The sequence below is a fragment of the Aeoliella sp. genome (assembly GCF_965227375.1).
GTDB lineage: Bacteria > Planctomycetota > Planctomycetia > Pirellulales > Lacipirellulaceae > Aeoliella.
Genome location: NZ_CBDDFX010000002.1, coordinates 4,361,013 through 4,376,230 on the forward strand (window position 1 = coordinate 4,361,013; position 15,218 = coordinate 4,376,230).

General features: G+C 60.8%; 11 protein-coding genes. 7 read left to right on the plus strand and 4 right to left on the minus strand.

The window, feature by feature from the left end:
- The 4 genes from ACQK2L_RS30025 to ACQK2L_RS30040 all read right to left on the minus strand — a co-directional run bounded on the left by ACQK2L_RS30025 (position 1) and on the right by ACQK2L_RS30040 (position 5,727).
- Positions 1-2,082, minus strand: coding sequence for a vWA domain-containing protein (locus tag ACQK2L_RS30025; protein WP_425400744.1), 2,082 nt, complete (start codon positions 2,080-2,082; stop codon positions 1-3).
- A 3-nt stretch (positions 2,083-2,085) separates the two neighbouring features.
- Positions 2,086-2,988, minus strand: a complete 903-nt coding sequence (locus tag ACQK2L_RS30030; protein ID WP_425400745.1) for a DUF58 domain-containing protein — start codon at positions 2,986-2,988, stop codon at positions 2,086-2,088.
- On the minus strand, positions 2,985-3,989 hold the full coding sequence (locus ACQK2L_RS30035; RefSeq protein ID WP_425400746.1) for an AAA family ATPase: 1,005 nt from the start codon (positions 3,987-3,989) through the stop codon (positions 2,985-2,987). Before ACQK2L_RS30035 ends, ACQK2L_RS30030 begins: the two co-directional genes overlap by 4 nt.
- A gap of 274 nt (positions 3,990-4,263) precedes the next feature.
- On the minus strand, positions 4,264-5,727 hold the full coding sequence (locus ACQK2L_RS30040; RefSeq protein ID WP_425400747.1) for an arylsulfatase: 1,464 nt from the start codon (positions 5,725-5,727) through the stop codon (positions 4,264-4,266).
- Between the two features lie 267 nt (positions 5,728-5,994).
- On the opposite strand from ACQK2L_RS30040, the gene ACQK2L_RS30045 reads away from it, so the two are divergent.
- From ACQK2L_RS30045 to ACQK2L_RS30075, 7 genes are all read left to right on the plus strand, one after another.
- Positions 5,995-6,552, plus strand: coding sequence for a sigma-70 family RNA polymerase sigma factor (locus ACQK2L_RS30045; RefSeq protein ID WP_425400748.1), 558 nt, complete (start codon positions 5,995-5,997; stop codon positions 6,550-6,552).
- On the plus strand, positions 6,549-8,309 hold the full coding sequence (locus ACQK2L_RS30050; protein WP_425400749.1) for a hypothetical protein: 1,761 nt from the start codon (positions 6,549-6,551) through the stop codon (positions 8,307-8,309). The genes ACQK2L_RS30045 and ACQK2L_RS30050 overlap by 4 nt, the downstream gene beginning before the upstream one ends.
- A gap of 139 nt (positions 8,310-8,448) precedes the next feature.
- Entirely contained in the window at positions 8,449-9,435 is a 987-nt protein-coding gene (locus ACQK2L_RS30055) for a PEP-CTERM sorting domain-containing protein (protein WP_425400750.1), read from the plus strand.
- Between the two features lie 251 nt (positions 9,436-9,686).
- The gene (locus ACQK2L_RS30060; RefSeq protein ID WP_425400751.1) at positions 9,687-10,736 is read left to right on the plus strand and encodes a DUF1559 domain-containing protein; all 1,050 of its coding nucleotides are present in this window, start codon (positions 9,687-9,689) and stop codon (positions 10,734-10,736) included.
- Positions 10,737-10,769: 33 nt separating this feature from the next.
- Positions 10,770-11,345, plus strand: a complete 576-nt coding sequence (locus ACQK2L_RS30065) for a hypothetical protein (RefSeq protein WP_425400752.1) — start codon at positions 10,770-10,772, stop codon at positions 11,343-11,345.
- Positions 11,342-11,803 (plus strand): carboxypeptidase-like regulatory domain-containing protein, encoded by a 462-nt coding sequence (locus ACQK2L_RS30070; RefSeq protein ID WP_425400753.1) that lies wholly within the window; start codon positions 11,342-11,344, stop codon positions 11,801-11,803. Before ACQK2L_RS30065 ends, ACQK2L_RS30070 begins: the two co-directional genes overlap by 4 nt.
- An 18-nt stretch (positions 11,804-11,821) precedes the next feature.
- Positions 11,822-15,202 carry an alpha-amylase family glycosyl hydrolase gene (locus tag ACQK2L_RS30075; protein WP_425400754.1) on the plus strand — a complete coding sequence of 1,127 codons (3,381 nt, stop codon included), beginning with the start codon at positions 11,822-11,824 and terminating at the stop codon, positions 15,200-15,202.
- Positions 15,203-15,218: the final 16 nt, after the last annotated feature.

Sequence of the window (15,218 nt, forward strand, 5' to 3'; positions counted from 1 at the left end):
CTAACTCTTGAAGGCAATGAGCGTGGCAACTTCTCCCACGATGCAGGCCATACAACCAACCAGCAGCCAAGTCCACAGCGTGTCCTGCTCGGGGTCGGCCGAACCGACCGCACGGAAGTGACTCGCCCGACCGCCGGCAAGCCGCTCGGTCAACACGTCGGGCGAGAGGCTTTCGAGCGCACTCTCTTCGGCGTCGGCCGCTACGGGGAGGGCGAACACGGTCTCGTCGCCGCGCACCACGCGATAGACGCCGGGCTCTTCGGGCGAGGTCCATCGCCACAGCACACCGCCGGAGTCGCTGGCGAGTTCGCCGACGTCTTCGGTTTCACTCGTTTCGCCACTTGGCGACTGAATCGATAGCTCTTCGACCACTGACGCTTCGCTGGGCAGTCGCACCACCAACGGCTCGCCCGGTGTGGCGCGGACTCGCATGTCGCGACCTTCGAGCAGCCGTTGCACGAGTTGGTCGAGCAGCGGAACGAACGCCGCGCTAGTGGGCAGGTTCGAGCGGGCGAGGTCGGTGTTGAGTACGGCCAGCTTGCCAGCATCCGACGAAGTCAGCACCAGGCACGCGCTTCCATCGCTGTAAGTCGCTAGCAGATCGTCGTCCAGGGAGTTTTCGATCCTCCTCGATGTGAGCCCGCCGGCAAAGCGAAGCGGCTCGGTCATACTCTTAACGCTCTCGCCAAACACGCGAAACGGAACATCGCCCGCGCGGTAGCTGGCCAGGAATAAGCCACTGCGGTTGGTGGCCTGCGACGGAGGAGTAAACTGCACCGGCATCTGCAGCCCACCGCCGAGTTTGTCGACCAACAGTTGCAGGTTCGTAGCGTCGATCGGCTCGCTGGAGACATACAACATGCCCCGTCCACGACGCAGCAGCCCGCCGAGGTAACCAATGTCTTCGTCTTCGAGCTTGCCGGGGTGGTCGATCACCAACAGGTCGGCCTGGCCTAGCTCGGTGCGATCCAAGCTCGTTGGATCGAGCCGCACCCCTTCGAGTGGCTCAAGCGCTTTCTCCAGAAAGTAGCCGGAACTCGGCCGGCGATTGCGGCCTTCGCGCGTGATCAACGCATAAGTCGGTGCGCGTCGCACTTCGGTCGCCAGCCCGCGCGTGTTGTCGGCCGCCAGCGCGTCTTCTACGCCCAACAGTCGCGCTTCGCCTACCTGCCAGCCGGGCTTCGGCAGGCGAATCACCTGCGACAGCGTGGTCCGAGTGCCAGCCGGGCAAGTGCCTTTGAGCTGAAACGCCGCGTCGGCGATGGTCACTTCGACTGTCACGGGGCGGGGTGTGCGCGAGTAGTTGCCCACCACCACTTCGAGTTCCCCGTCCCCGCCGGCCGCGCCGAAGCTGCGCACCTGGGCGTCGAGGATGCCCAAATTGGCAGGCGTGTCGCCGGCCGAGGCCGATTCGAGTTGGATGTTCGTTTTCTCAGGTAGTATCGAAAAGTCGGCCCGCGCCCAGTTCGAGCGTTGGAAGTCGCTCACTACCACCAATTCCAACCGCTGCGAACTTCCTTCGGCGTACGGCGCGAGCAGTTCAGCGGCGCGTTCGATCGCCTGATTGATGTCGAGCCGATCACCTTTTACTTCAGCTTTGGAAAGCTCGTCGCGCAAGACGTCGAAGTTCTGACTCAGCCGTTCGAACACCGCATTGGGCGTCGCGCCGGCGAGGATGAGATTCGCCCGCAGGCCCGGCTTGTAGCGCAAGTAGTTCTGCGCGGCCGAGCGGGCGCGCTCCATGCGGGCGACGCCGCCGTCGGTGGCCGCCATGCTTTGGCTCACATCGAGCACCACCACCCGCGCGGCCGCGCCCGAAGTGGCGTCGGACACCAGAGGCTGCTCGCCAAATCGCGGTCGGGCGATCGCCAGCGCAACGAGCGACACCGCTAGAGTTCGTAACGAAAGGATCAAGAAATCCCGTAGCCGATGACGCGCCTGGCGCTGCTTGAGCGACTGGCGAACGAACTTCAGCGTCGAGAGCGGCATCCGCACCGGGCGGGCCTTCGTCAACCAATGCACGGCCACCGGCAACCCGATCGCCAGCACGCCCAACCCAATTGCCCACGGATGCAAGAACATACCTCAGCCCGCCCTTTCCATCAGGAAGCCCTGCAGCACATGCAGGTAGGGCACGGCCGTGGAGGCCAAGCGGTAGTCGCAACCGTCGGCCAGCGCCAGGCGGCGGACGACACTCATGTGTTCGGCAAAGTGTTTTTGATACTCGCTGCGGATATCGGCCGGCGTGCAGGGCACGATCGAGTCGTCTTCCATGCCCTCGAACCGAAACGCCGCGCCCATCGGCAAGCGTTCCTCGTCGGGATGCACCAAATGCAGCACCACCACTTCCCAGCCGCTCTGGCGGTAGAGCCGCAGCACAGCGAACACGTCCTCAACGTCGTCCATCAGGAAGTCGCTCAACAGCATCAGCACGCCACGGTTCTTCGAGCGCTCGAACAGTCGGCGAAGCGACTCGGCCATCACCGTCGATTGCCGCGGCTGGAGTTTCTCGATCACTTCCTGCATCACCGCGATGTTCGTGGCTGCCGAACTGGGCGGTAGGTACTCGCCGAGTTCATCGCCCAGCACGGCCACGCCCACCTGATCTTGCCCCTGCGTAATCAGGTGGGTGAGCGCCGTGGAGAGGTACTGCATGTACTCGAGCTTGGAGGCCTGGCCGTCGAAGCCGCCAAAATTCATCGAGCCGCTGCCGTCGAGCGCGAGCGTGCAGAGCAGGTTGGTTTCGTCCTGATGCAGCCGCACGAATGCCTTGCCGGTGCGGGCGAACACCTTCCAATCGAGCCGGCGCAGGTCTTCGCCGCCGGTGTACTCGCGAAAGTCAACGAACTCGCCGGCCCCGCCTTGTTGGCGCGAGCGATGCCGCCCGCTGTACGCCCCGTCGATGCGACGTCGGGTCGTGAAGCGGAGCTGCGCCAGCGGCGCCAGCGCTCGCAGGTCGAGAAATGGGCTGGTTGTGGCCGGAGTCATGCGGGCACTTCGCTCAGCAGTTTGTCGATCACTTCCTGCGAGGTAATCGAGTCGCCGATGGCGCGGTGATTAACGATCAGTCGATGACGAAGAATGGGATGAGCCACCGCGCGCACGTCCTCGGTGGTCGGCGTGGTGCGGCCTTCGAGCAAAGCTCGCGCTTTGGCTGCCAATACCAGGTTCTGCGAACCCCGTGGCCCCGCACCCCAGGAGAGATACTCCTTGGTAATGGCTGCCGCCCGCGGATCGTCGGGGCGACTCGCACCGCACAGCGCTACGGCGTAGGCCGAAACGTTCGGCGGTAGCGGCGTGGCGTAGACCAACTCCTGCAATTGCAGGAACATCTCCTTATCGAGCGCCGAGGTAGGCATCTTCGTCGGCCCGGCGGTGGTCATGGCCACCACCTGCTGCTCTTGCTCGGGTGTGGGATAGCCAACGCGGATCTCCATCATGAAGCGGTCGAGCTGCGCTTCGGGCAGCGGGTAGGTGCCTTCCTGTTCGATGGGATTCTGCGTGGCGATCACCAAAAATGGCGCCGGCAGGTCGTACGTCTTGCCACCCACAGTCACGTGGTGCTCGGCCATCGATTCCAGTAGCGCCGATTGCGTCTTGGGCGCGGCGCGGTTGATCTCGTCGGCCAGCACCAGGTTGGCGAACACCGGCCCTTCGCGGAACACCATCCGCGGCTCGCCATCGTCGCTGCGGCCCAATAGCTCGTAGCCGGTGATGTCCGACGGCATCAGGTCGGGCGTGAACTGCACGCGGGCGAACTCCCAATCGAAGGCCGACGCCAGGGCTTTGACCATCAGCGTCTTCGCCAGCCCAGGCACGCCGACCAGCAGGGCGTGTGAGCCGGTCAGGGCACAAACCAACAGTTCGTCGATCGTTTCGTTCTGCCCCACGATCACCTTGTGCAGGCTTTCGCGAATCGACCCCACACGGCTGGTAAACTCCTCAACCCGCTCGGTGGCGAGCGAAACCTCTTCAGATGCAACAGACATCAATTAAGCCAATTCGAGTAAGTCAGGCGAAAAAGCGTAACAAGCAGCCAGCAGCGCGCACACGGCCGGCACCCCAGTAGTAGACGTTTATAAGCCCCGCAGAGTTCAACCAGCAAGCAAAAAAGCGGTGCAGAAGGAGCAGAAATCTGCGACGCGACCTCAAACCGCGCGGTCGCCACGGGTCCACCCCTGCTGCACTGTACTGTTCGCATGCACTGCGACGATCTTTTGCACCTGAAGCAATCGGTGCGAGAAATTCGTGCAAAAACTCTGGCTAAGGGCGATTGGGCCGACGGCGCTGGAGTGGAAATAACGGCGATTCGGTCCGGTCGGCCTTCAGCAACTCTTGCATTCTGGCAACCCGATCGGGGTGCTTGTGGGCAACATCGTTCGACTCGGCGGGATCGTCCTTCAGGTTATACAACTCCAAGTTCCGATTCCCACGCTTCGTGTTGCGAACCACGCCCTTCCAGTCGCCCATCCGAATCGCCTGCTGCCCACCATAACCGGGGAACTCCCAAATCAAATACTCGCGGTCGTCGACCGAGCCTTCGCCAAGCATCGCGGGCAAGATGCTGATGCCATTGGCCACCTCGGGACACTCGGCCCCCGCCACTTCACATAGTGTCGGCATTAGATCCCAGAACGCGCAGATCTCATGCGACTCCGTGCCCTCTGGAATGTGACCGGTCCACCGAGCGACCAAAGGAACGCGAATGCCCCCTTCGTAGATCGAGCCTTTCAGTCCGCGGAAGCCGGCAGCGGAGTTGAAGTAGTCGGAGTCCGATCCGCCCAACCGATTGTAGGTCGGGCCGTTGTCGCTGGTGAACAGGATCAGCGTGTCGTCAGATAAATCAAGTTCATCTACCAGGTCGACAACCTGCCCCACAGCCTTGTCGAGGTGAGTCACCATGGCAGCGTAGCCGGCGCGTGGCGCGGGATGCTTCAGGTAAGCGTTGTGCTCGTACGGTTCTTCGGGAATTCTGCCTTCGTATTCGGCAAGCGAACTTTGCGGCACCTGGATCGAAAGGTGCGGAATGACCACTGGAAGATAGAGAAAGAACGGCTGATCCTTGTGATCGCGAATGAACCCGAGGGCTTCCCGAGTGAACTCGTCTTGCGAGAAGGTCGCGCCAGTGAGGCTCCTACCATCGTTGCCTGGGTACTCGACCTTCTCCGCATTGCGCCACAGGAAACGCGGATAGTGATTATGGGCGTGACGCTGGCAGTAGTAGCCGAAAAACAGGTCGAATCCCTGCGTGTTGGGATCCCCTGAAGTGCCGCAGTGCCCCAGCCCCCACTTGCCGATGGCCGCGGTCGCGTAGCCGCGCTGCTGGAGTGCCTCGGCCAGCGTCACTTCGTCGGCAGGTATCGGCTGCTGTCCCGGAAACTCCCAGCCTTGCTTCGCCTTCAAAGCCGCTCCGCCTCGGAAGTCGCCGTTATCGCGAATATAAGCATGCGCGGGCGAACGGCCGGTCATCAGCACGCTTCGAGACGGCGCACACACCGGCGAGCCACAGTAAAAGTCGGTAAACCGGACCCCCTCGGCAGCCAACTGGTCGATGCGCGGGGTGCGGATCGTCTGCTGTCCGTAGCAACCGAGTTCTCCGTATCCCAGGTCGTCGGCAACAATCAAGATGATGTTCGGCGTTTCGGAACGATCAGACGCAACTGCCGTTGCTGAAAGAAGCGCTAAAACTGCCGCGATGGCAGCGATCATGTGTTTGGAGTGAATCATGTTCTAATCGCCTGCTGTTTGGGTGTCCGGGGACGCAGCTCCAAATCTACTCCCCGACCGCGAGGCTAGTAAACAAACCCGCTGGATTCCTCTGGGGCCACTGTCCGAGTGGTCATATCCACTGCCGGCGATTCGACGTAAGCCACTACCATCAAATCACTTATGGAAAATGGCGGTTATTCGCCATTTTTTCCAATACCAATTCCATCCTCGGCGCGCCTCTTAATATGGATAGAGGGCGGTACTTTTCCATTCCGAGGCGGAATCGTGCAGGACGAACAATCGCTGGTTCCCGACGATGACAAGCAACAGCGGGCGGGTTTTGCGCGGGTGTTTGCCCAGCACGACCGCTGGTTGTTCGGCTACCTCCTCACCCTGCTGGGCAATCCGGCAGACGCGGAAGAAGTATTCCAGGAGACGTGCGTGGTGCTGTGGCACGAGTACGAAAAGTTCGATCTTTCGACCAACTTCATGAAGTGGGCTGGCACCGTGGCCCTAAATCAGGTCCGCCGGTTCCGCCGCAAGCGATCACGGCAAGAAAAGTCACTATCCGACGATGTGATCGAGCTATTGGCCGTCGAAGCGATCAATCACTCCGATTTACTCGAAGCTCGGCAGGCCGCGCTGCACGGTTGCTTGGGCAAGTTGCCCTCGAGCGATCGGCAGATCGTCGACCAATGCTACGGCGATAACAAGCAAACTATCCGCGAGGCAGCCGAGTTGCTTGGCCGTCCCGCTAATACCGTCTACAAGGCACTCAATCGTATTCGGCGAGCGTTGCACGCTTGCATCGATCGCCAACTGGCCGGGGAGGGCTCCCTATGAACGCCGACACCCGACTTCAAGCACTGCTTAACGAAATGTGCAATGGCACACTCGACGAGCAATCCTCCGCAGAACTCGATCAGCGCTTGGCCGCCGATCCAGACGCCCGTAAGGCGTACCTGGAATGGATGGCAACCGAGGCCGCTCTGAACCGCAATTGCTTGCCAGCGACTTGCAGTCTGCCGGCGGCCACATCCCCCAAGGAAGCCGCGCCGACGACACGCAAAGCAGCCAAGTCCGCCAAGCTCGTCCATCTGCCAGCCTGGGTGCTGGCGGCGTCGTTTGTCGGTGTGGTGCTGGCCTCGAGCCTAATTACGGGACTCATCGTGCGTCCAACGGGCCAAGGCAAAGTGGCGCAAGCGGCCACCACGCCGGGCGAAGCCTGCCTGGGCCGAATCACTTCGACGCTGAATTGCCGATGGGCAGAGCCGCGGCGGGGCGTTGGCTACGCCACGGAACTTCATGCTGGCGACCAATTGACACTCGAGGCGGGCCTCGCCGAGGTGACCTTCGACTCGGGTGTGCAGATCATTCTCGAAGGCCCGGCCACGCTCGACCTCCGCGACGCCACCGAAGCGGTGCTGCTCGACGGCCGCTTGGCCGCCTTAGTGCCCTCCGAAGCCAAGCAGCCTCGCTTGCGAGTCGACCGCTTCATCGCGTTTGAACCCGGCAGCGAGTTCGGACTGATGGCCAACAAGTCGGGCGGCGGCGAAGTGCATGTGTTCAGCGGGCACGTCTCTGCCACGCTGGTCGACGAGGTGGGTGAAACCCTCGAAACGTTGCGTCTCCAGCAACTGGAAGGAGCACGCATTGCTCCCGCTTCCACCAGCCTGACCAAGGTCGAGGCCGATGGCGATCAGTTCGTCCGCTCGCTGAACCCCACGTCCGGCCCCCATGACGGACTCTACTTGCACGAAGGTTTCGAGTACCTCGACGGTCCGCTTGGAACACAGAACGGTGGATTTGGCTGGGCTGGCCCGTGGGAAGAGATCGAGACCGCCCTTGGCTCCGAGCATTGTACGAACTGCGTCGCATCGGGAAGCCTCGAGGCCGGTGGCATGGTTTCCACCGGTGGCCGCGCCATTCAAACCGCTCAGCACAATCGCGTTCGTCGCGCACTCAGCACCTCGATCGGCGGCGTGTTCGACGCGGCCGGGCTTGTTGAAAATCGCGACGGCCACCGCCTGATCGGCCGAGATGGCCGCACGGTCTACGTGTCGTTCCTGCAACGAGTCGACAAGTTGGACGATGTCTTTTATGGCTTTGAACTTCACCGCGGCGACGGCAATGGCAATCGAGTCCTGTGCATCGGCAACGGCGCCCAAGGCGCCGCCTACGGCGTGACTTCCAACTTCAACCGCTATGGCCAAGACAACTATCCGCCACTGGGCGAAGAGAACACCGAGACTAATCTACTTGTGGTGCGCATCGACTACGGCGTCGACGACCGCGATACCGCCACTGTATGGCGCAATCCCCGTTCGCTGGCCGACGAAACGGTAAATATTGCGTCGGCCACGCTGCAAGGCAACTTTGGCTTCGATCGCATCAGCCTGGGCAATTTCGATGGGTCCAAGGTGCACGAAATAGATGAAATCCGTGTGGGCACCAGTTACCGCGCTGTGGTTGGCCAACGCGACCGATTCCGTCACGACCTGGCACGGCGATTCACGTTCGATGTCGGCACGACACCAAGAAAGCAAAGTGTTGTATTAAGGCGCTACCACTGGCCGCTTGCGACCAGTGCTTTTCCCTGATTAAGGGCGTTGCTCCACTAGGGCAACAACTGGCTCAAACGCCCTCAGGCGGGTTTTGACGCCAAACGATGCTTGCGGACGATCCGCAAGGCTTGTGGAAGGATGGCTGTTACTATTCTCAACTGTGGAGGTCATGTTCATGAGACAATTTGTTTTGGGATGCCTGGCGCTCGCACTTTGTGCGCCCGCCATGGCGAACATTAACGTCGACGGAACGCTGGACGCCAGCTATGGCGCCCCGTTGGCGGTGCAGACAGTGCAAACGAACTTTGGCGACGCCAGCGACCCTGCCGGGCTTGGTGGTGGTGGTGAATTGGATGCCGGTTATGCCAAGATTTGGAACAACCGTTTGTATGTGATGTTGACTGGCAACATCGAGCCTAACTTCAACAAGGTTTCGGTGTTCATCGACTCGAAGGCGGGTGGCGAAAATGTGCTTGACGGAAGCCTGGCCTACGATTTTGGCGACGTTTCGTCCAATTTCGGCGGGCTTACGTTCGACACCGGCTTCGAGGCCGACTACCACCTGTTCGGACGTTGGGGTGGCGGCAATTTTGAAGTCGATATCGTTGACCGTTCTGCCAGTTCGGCAGGTAACGAGTTCGGCAACTTTGGGGCGGCTACCAGTGGCTCCGGTACCGGAATCCAATCCGGTGCGGTGCTTGCCGGCGGATCGGCCACCACAGGCGCCGATGGCGGTATGTTCCTCACGCAGGACGTGCTGTTCGGCTTTAACAACACCAATACCGCTGGCGTAGATGGCGGTACAGATGTGCCCCCCGCAGGTGCTGCGGAACTGGTCACCACCGGCTTGGAGTTCTCCGTCGATTTGGCCGACATTGGCAGCCCCGCCGAAGGCGATCTGATCAAAATCCATGCTGTCTACGGCAATGGCGACAACAACTACCACTCCAATCAGGTGCTTGGCGGGCTTATGGCTCCGCAAGGCAACCTGGGTGGCGATGGCGGTGGCAACTTCACCGGAAACCTGGCTGGAATCAACTTCAACCAGTTTGAAGGCGATCAGTTCTTCTCGCTTCGCGTGGTGAATGAGGTCCCCGAACCATCGTCCATCGCCTTGGTTGTGGCTGGATTGGCCGGATTGGCATACATCCGCCGCCGCTAGGACTTGGCAAAAGAAACCTACCCTGATGGCTGACACACGTGATCGGCCGTCTTGAGACAGCTTGGCTGTACCGAAGGTCCCGCCCTATTGGCCCCCTGACAGAGGGCGGGACTTCGGTACACGCCGCACCAGTTAACAGGCGCTACTTTTCGCCGAATCGACGGACGCGGCCTACCCCAACCGGGGCGGCGTCCCTCGCTTCGAAGACTGCTCGTGGCGCGAAGCGTTTCTCTCAACACGGAGCACTAATCATGTCTATACGACGAACTTCACGTGCCTTTACCCTGGTCGAACTACTGGTGGTAATCGCCATCATCGGCATCCTGGTCGGCCTGCTGTTGCCAGCCGTGCAAGCGGCCCGCGAAGCCGCCCGCCGCATGAGTTGCTCGAACAACCTGAAGAACATCGGCCTGGCGTGTTTGAACTACCATGACACGAACAACAAGTTCCCAATCAGTGTTGGCCAATGGGACGAAGAGCGGGATTGTACCGGACGCCGTTTGGGCCCTAGCGGTGGTAGTCGTGGTGGCAACGCTGGCGATGGCTACAGCGGCAAGGGCTGGATCGTCGACATCCTGCCGTACATCGAACAGCAAGCCATGTACGACGGAATGAAACCTGGATTTGTGGGCGACTTCGAGAAGCGTGGCGCTGGCCGTGGCATGGGTCTCAGGGAAGTGCGTAATAACTACATGAATCGGCAACTCGATATCCTCAGTTGTCCATCCGACGCCCTCGCCCGAACCTCAACCGACATGTGGTGGTGGGTGGACCGAGAAGTCGCCACCACTTCCTACAAAGGCTGCATTGGCGACGGCATTATATCACTCGATGCACAAAACACGCCGGGCGCGACCAACTCTCCGTTTGGCAACGGAGATGGCGGCCCCACCGCTGTAGGATCGCCCGACTGCCACAATACCGTGGAGTACAACGGCATCTTCAATCGCAATTCCTACTTTCGGCCTTGCTCCCTGCGAAAAGTCACCGACGGCGCCAGTAACACGTTCATGGTTGGTGAGAACATACCTTCGCAGGACCTGCATTCGGCCGCCTACTTTGCCGATGGCGACTTCGCCACCTGTGGCATACCACTCAACGTCTTTATTGTTGACGCGCCCATTGATGAGTTGAAGAGCCGTTGGCAGGAAACCCGAGGTTACAGCAGCTACCACGCTGGCGGAGCCCAGTTCGTGATGGTCGATGGATCCGTTCACTTTGTGACCGAGGACATCGCAACGCTAACTTATCGTGGCTTGGCAACCAAGAACGGCGAAGAAGTTGTCTCGCTGAGTAACTGAGGACGCTACCAACAACCCCTAATACATCTCGCAATGTTTACGAACAAACAACATTTGAAACTACTGCTGGTCGGTATGGTCAGCCTTGGTCTGCTTGGTTGTGGTTCCGGTACAAAACGGGGAGCCAAGGTATCGGGAACCGTCGTAGTCGACGGAGAGCTTGCCCACAGTGGCACCGTTACTTTTCACCCAACGGAACCAGGGCCACTGGCAGTGGGACGTATTCTGGCCGATGGCAGCTTTACGGTCCGTACCGGGCAGGGTGATCTCTCCGACGTGGATGGGGGAACCGTTACCCCGGGTGAGTACAAGGTAACGATCGTAGTCACCGCCGAATCAGGTGAGAAAATCGGCGAGTCCGGTCCTCCGAAAGCAGGGCCGCGACTCACCGCCGCTAAGTACGCGTCCAGTGAGACTTCGGGCTTGGTCCGAACCGTGAATCCGGGTGACAACCTGTTCGTGTTTAAACTCGAAGGTGCGGCCTCCGACATCGACGATGTACCCAGCGAAGAACCGGAGGCTGACGCCACCAGCGATTCAAACGATGAGCCTGCCACCGAAGGCGAATCACCCAGCGACAGTCCCGCCGAAGAGGAGGAGCAATCGTGAAGCATTTCACTCTTCGGTTCTCTTTTGCTGTCACGGCCATCGGCCTCGTGGCCACAACCGGTTGCGGCGGTAAGTTCGATTCGACCGTGCAAGGCAAGGTCACTCTCGATGGTGAAGCGGTACCGCAAGGGACCGTTTCGTTTCTGCCAACCGCGGGCGGCCCCACAGCGTTTGCACGTATCGACAGTTCGGGCACCTATGAAATTCGGACGGGTCGAGAAGCCGGCCTATCGCCTGGCGACTACTTGGTGGCTGTCGTGGCCAACGAGCCGGCACCGGTAAGCCAAACCGCCGATGGCGGCCCTCCACCCCCCGGCAAGCCAATCACGCCCCCTTGGTATCGCTCGCAAGAAACCTCGGGCCTGAAGTTCACGGTCACGCCCGGCAAGAACGAAATCAACCTCGACCTCACATCGCAGCCACCCGAGGGCTGGAAACCACCGCGTCGCCGCCGCTAGCGATACTACGTCTCTGATATGCTCACTTTCGATCGTCCATTTTGTCTCACCTCGCGCGCTGCGGTGCAGTCGCTGTTGCTGCTGGTGTGTGCTGCGCGGGTAGTCGTCGCCCAGGACGTCTCGGCGCCGGCGTTCTTGCAGGTGTTCGAAGCCAAGTGGGATGTGGTCGACGATCGCATGGCCGACATCTTCGTCGCCGGCTACGGGCGGTTGTGGCTGCCACCACCCGCGCGGGCCGACTCGGGCAATCAGTCGGTCGGCTACGACGTGTACGATCGCTTCGATCTGGGCCAGCCACGTAACGAAACCCTTTACGGCACGGAAACTGGTCTGAAGAACCTGATTTCTCAAGCACACACCGCCGGCATCAAGGTCAACACCGACTACATCGCCAACCACAACGGATTCAGCGACTCCAGCACGTTCGACAACTACGGCACGCCAGAAGACGCCTCGGATGACATCACATTCGTCGAAGCAGGCGGCTATCCAGGCTTCGTGCTCACGCTGCCCGGCGATGTCGATGGCGACTTCCATGGCGCGTTCGAAGAGGGCGAAGAGTACTTCCGGCTGTCGGGCCTCATCGACATTGCCCAGGAGAAGAATCACCAGTTCATTCGCAACCCCGTCGAAGCAGACAATCCGGCCAACATCCCGGCAGGCACCACCGGCATCTACGGCCGCCCACCCGCCAACGTGCCGGATGCCAACAACGCCCGCTTTTATCCCGATCAGGACCTGGGCGGCACAAGTGTCTTCGATCCGGCCATCGGCCAGAACATCACACTGTACGATTTTAATACCGCGACTCCCCTGGCGGGTGATGCGGTCAGCGAGAACGGCACCGGCCTGTTGATCCGCAACATTCGCTGGATGATCCAAGAGGTTGGCGTCGACGGTTTCCGCTTCGACGCCGGTCGGCACTTCCCCCGCTGGGTGATGAACTACCTCGACCAGGGCGCGTTCCTCGCCAAGCAAGAGACACTGCTCGACGGCAGCCCCGACCATGTGTTCTCGTTCACCGAGGTGGGCTTTGACTCGCACGCGTTTCAAGCAGGTTTCATTCGCAAGGACATCGACGACAACAATTTGGGCCAGGTGGGCGGCAATCGTGACGCGCTCGACTTCAATCTGTTTGGCGCTATCAAGGAGAATCTGACTGGAAACGGATTTGACAACGATTGGCGAAACATCAAGAACGCCAGCATCGACATCGAGGACGACGCATTCGCCAATAATGGCAGTCAGGGCGTAGCGTTCTCCCAAAGCCACGACGATGGCCCGGCCTACCTCAACAACGTGGCCCACGCTTACATGCTGATGCGGCCCGGCAACGCGCTGGTGTATCTCAACGCCGATCAGTTTGACGACCCGCTGCGTGCTTTCCCTGAAGGCGGCCGTGGCGATGCCTTGGGCGGCATGTTTGGCGATCGCGTTACGACGCTCGTAAGTCTGCGCAACACCCACGGCCGGGGCAACTACATCGACCGCACTCCTGGCGGCGATGAGAAAGAGATCCTTGTTTACGAGCGGGAGAAGTCAGCACTGGTGGTGCTCAGCAACCGCTTGGACGGCGGTTACGACTCGCGAACCGTGCAAACCGCGTTCGCCCCTGGCACTCCGCTTATCGAGTTGTCGGGCAACGCCGCGGACGCGACGATCGACCCCTTTAACGACTTCCCGGAAGTGCTGGTCGTCAAGAGCGACGGAACGGTCGACCTCCGCGTGCCCCGCAACAGCGCACCCGACGGCACCGAACATGGCAGCGGCCATTTGATCTACGGAGTCTCCGGCCCGCAGGGACAAATGCGACTCACCAACACGGCCGGAAACGATCTGACCGATGTGCTCCCTGGCCACACTCCCACTCCTGGCGAAGGCGGTGCGGGCGGGCCTTCGGACAACACTCTGAACGGCACCACGCGACTTTCGGACATCACCGTCGTGCAGGACCCCTCGTTCAAGCTTCGCATCGAGACCACCGCGGTGAATCTGCTCGGCAGCATTCGCGATCGTCACGCGGACGGAGACTTCGCCCAATTCCGCATCGATGGCGGCCTGGATGCAAACGGCAACGGCTTCGTCGACGAAGTCGCGCCGGGCTCCGTGGCGTACGCCTTTGAGAACTTCACCGAAACCAACTCGCCTGGTTTTTTCAACCCCTCGGGCGATGGCCTGTACGAGCAGACAATCGACGCGACCCAACTGTCCGAAGGGCGTCATTACCTGACGGGCCGCGTCTACCGCCACCGCAACCCCAACACCACGACCGACAACGACCCGAGCACCGCTGGCGATGGTGGACCCGCAGTGTTCACCGAGTTCCGCCAAGTGATCTACGTCGACTTGCTACCTCCAGAGGCCGAAGTGGTGAGCTTCGAGCCGTTCGCCAGTAACCCCGGCGAGACGCAAAACCGTGATCTGGTGGTGCGCTCGGTCGACAAGACGGCCGACAACATGCACGTGTTTCTAGATCTACCAGCCAACCTGACTGATGCACAAGTTGTGCAGATGGCGCTCGGCGGCCAAAACGACGCGGGGCAGTACGACGTCGACTCTTGGATCTTCGGCTTCACGGCCGACACGCTGGGTAATGGGCTGGGCGTGACCACCGGTAACCATGTGGCCACGGTGGTCACGTTCGAGCCCACCTACGATGGCACCCGCGGCATCAACGTCCAACGTTTTGCGGGCCTGCTCACCAACACCACGGCCGGCGCCGGGTTTGGCGACATGGATCACGACAACCAACTGGAAGTGAGCGACTTAATCGGCGCGGGTGGCTTCGAGCAGATTCTCGAGTCAGGCAACTCGCAATTCAACGCCGCGGCCGACGCGACCGGCGACGGTTTGGTCGACAACCGCGACCTGCTGGCCCTGGTGGACGCGTTGCTCTTGGCCAGCGCACCGAGCATCGTGCTCGACGAAATGGAGCAGGTGCTCCTTCGCCAGGCCGACCTCAACAACAGCGGCTCGACTGATCTCGCCGACCTGGCCCTGCTACATGCCAACTTGGGTGCTGGCGCCGGGCCGTTCGATTTGAACGTCGACGGAGTCACCGATCTGGCGGACGTCGAGACATTCATCGAACAGATGGTTCGCACCGTGGCCGCCGACATGAATCTCGACGGCGTGGTAAACATCGCCGATTACACCCTGTGGCGCAACTCGCGGGGTAGCACAACCGGCATTGGCGATGCGAACCTCGACGGCGTAGTCGACTCGGCTGACTACAGTTTGTGGCGAAGCCAGTTTGGCTTCATGCGTCAAAGCCTCGCTAGCACTCCGCCAGCCGCCGTTGCCGCAGTGCCCGAGGCGGGCAGTTTGGTAGTGATGCTGATGGGTTGCGCAGCGTTGGTATGGGGCAAACGTTTCAACGATTTCATTAACAGCTTGTGATATTCGCAGTTCTCGA

Bases quoted from the DNA above. Each gene is read 5' to 3' on its own strand.
- ACQK2L_RS30060 (WP_425400751.1), top strand. From the start codon at position 9,687: ATGTCTATACGACGAACTTCACGTGCCTTTACCCTGGTCGAACTACTG.
- ACQK2L_RS30035 (WP_425400746.1), bottom strand. From the start codon at position 3,989: ATGTCTGTTGCATCTGAAGAGGTTTCGCTCGCCACCGAGCGGGTTGAG.
- ACQK2L_RS30055 (WP_425400750.1), top strand. From the start codon at position 8,449: ATGAGACAATTTGTTTTGGGATGCCTGGCGCTCGCACTTTGTGCGCCC.
- ACQK2L_RS30075 (WP_425400754.1), top strand. From the start codon at position 11,822: ATGCTCACTTTCGATCGTCCATTTTGTCTCACCTCGCGCGCTGCGGTG.
- ACQK2L_RS30065 (WP_425400752.1), top strand. From the start codon at position 10,770: ATGTTTACGAACAAACAACATTTGAAACTACTGCTGGTCGGTATGGTC.
- ACQK2L_RS30030 (WP_425400745.1), bottom strand. From the start codon at position 2,988: ATGACTCCGGCCACAACCAGCCCATTTCTCGACCTGCGAGCGCTGGCG.
- ACQK2L_RS30050 (WP_425400749.1), top strand. From the start codon at position 6,549: ATGAACGCCGACACCCGACTTCAAGCACTGCTTAACGAAATGTGCAAT.
- ACQK2L_RS30025 (WP_425400744.1), bottom strand. From the start codon at position 2,082: ATGTTCTTGCATCCGTGGGCAATTGGGTTGGGCGTGCTGGCGATCGGG.
- ACQK2L_RS30040 (WP_425400747.1), bottom strand. From the start codon at position 5,727: ATGATTCACTCCAAACACATGATCGCTGCCATCGCGGCAGTTTTAGCG.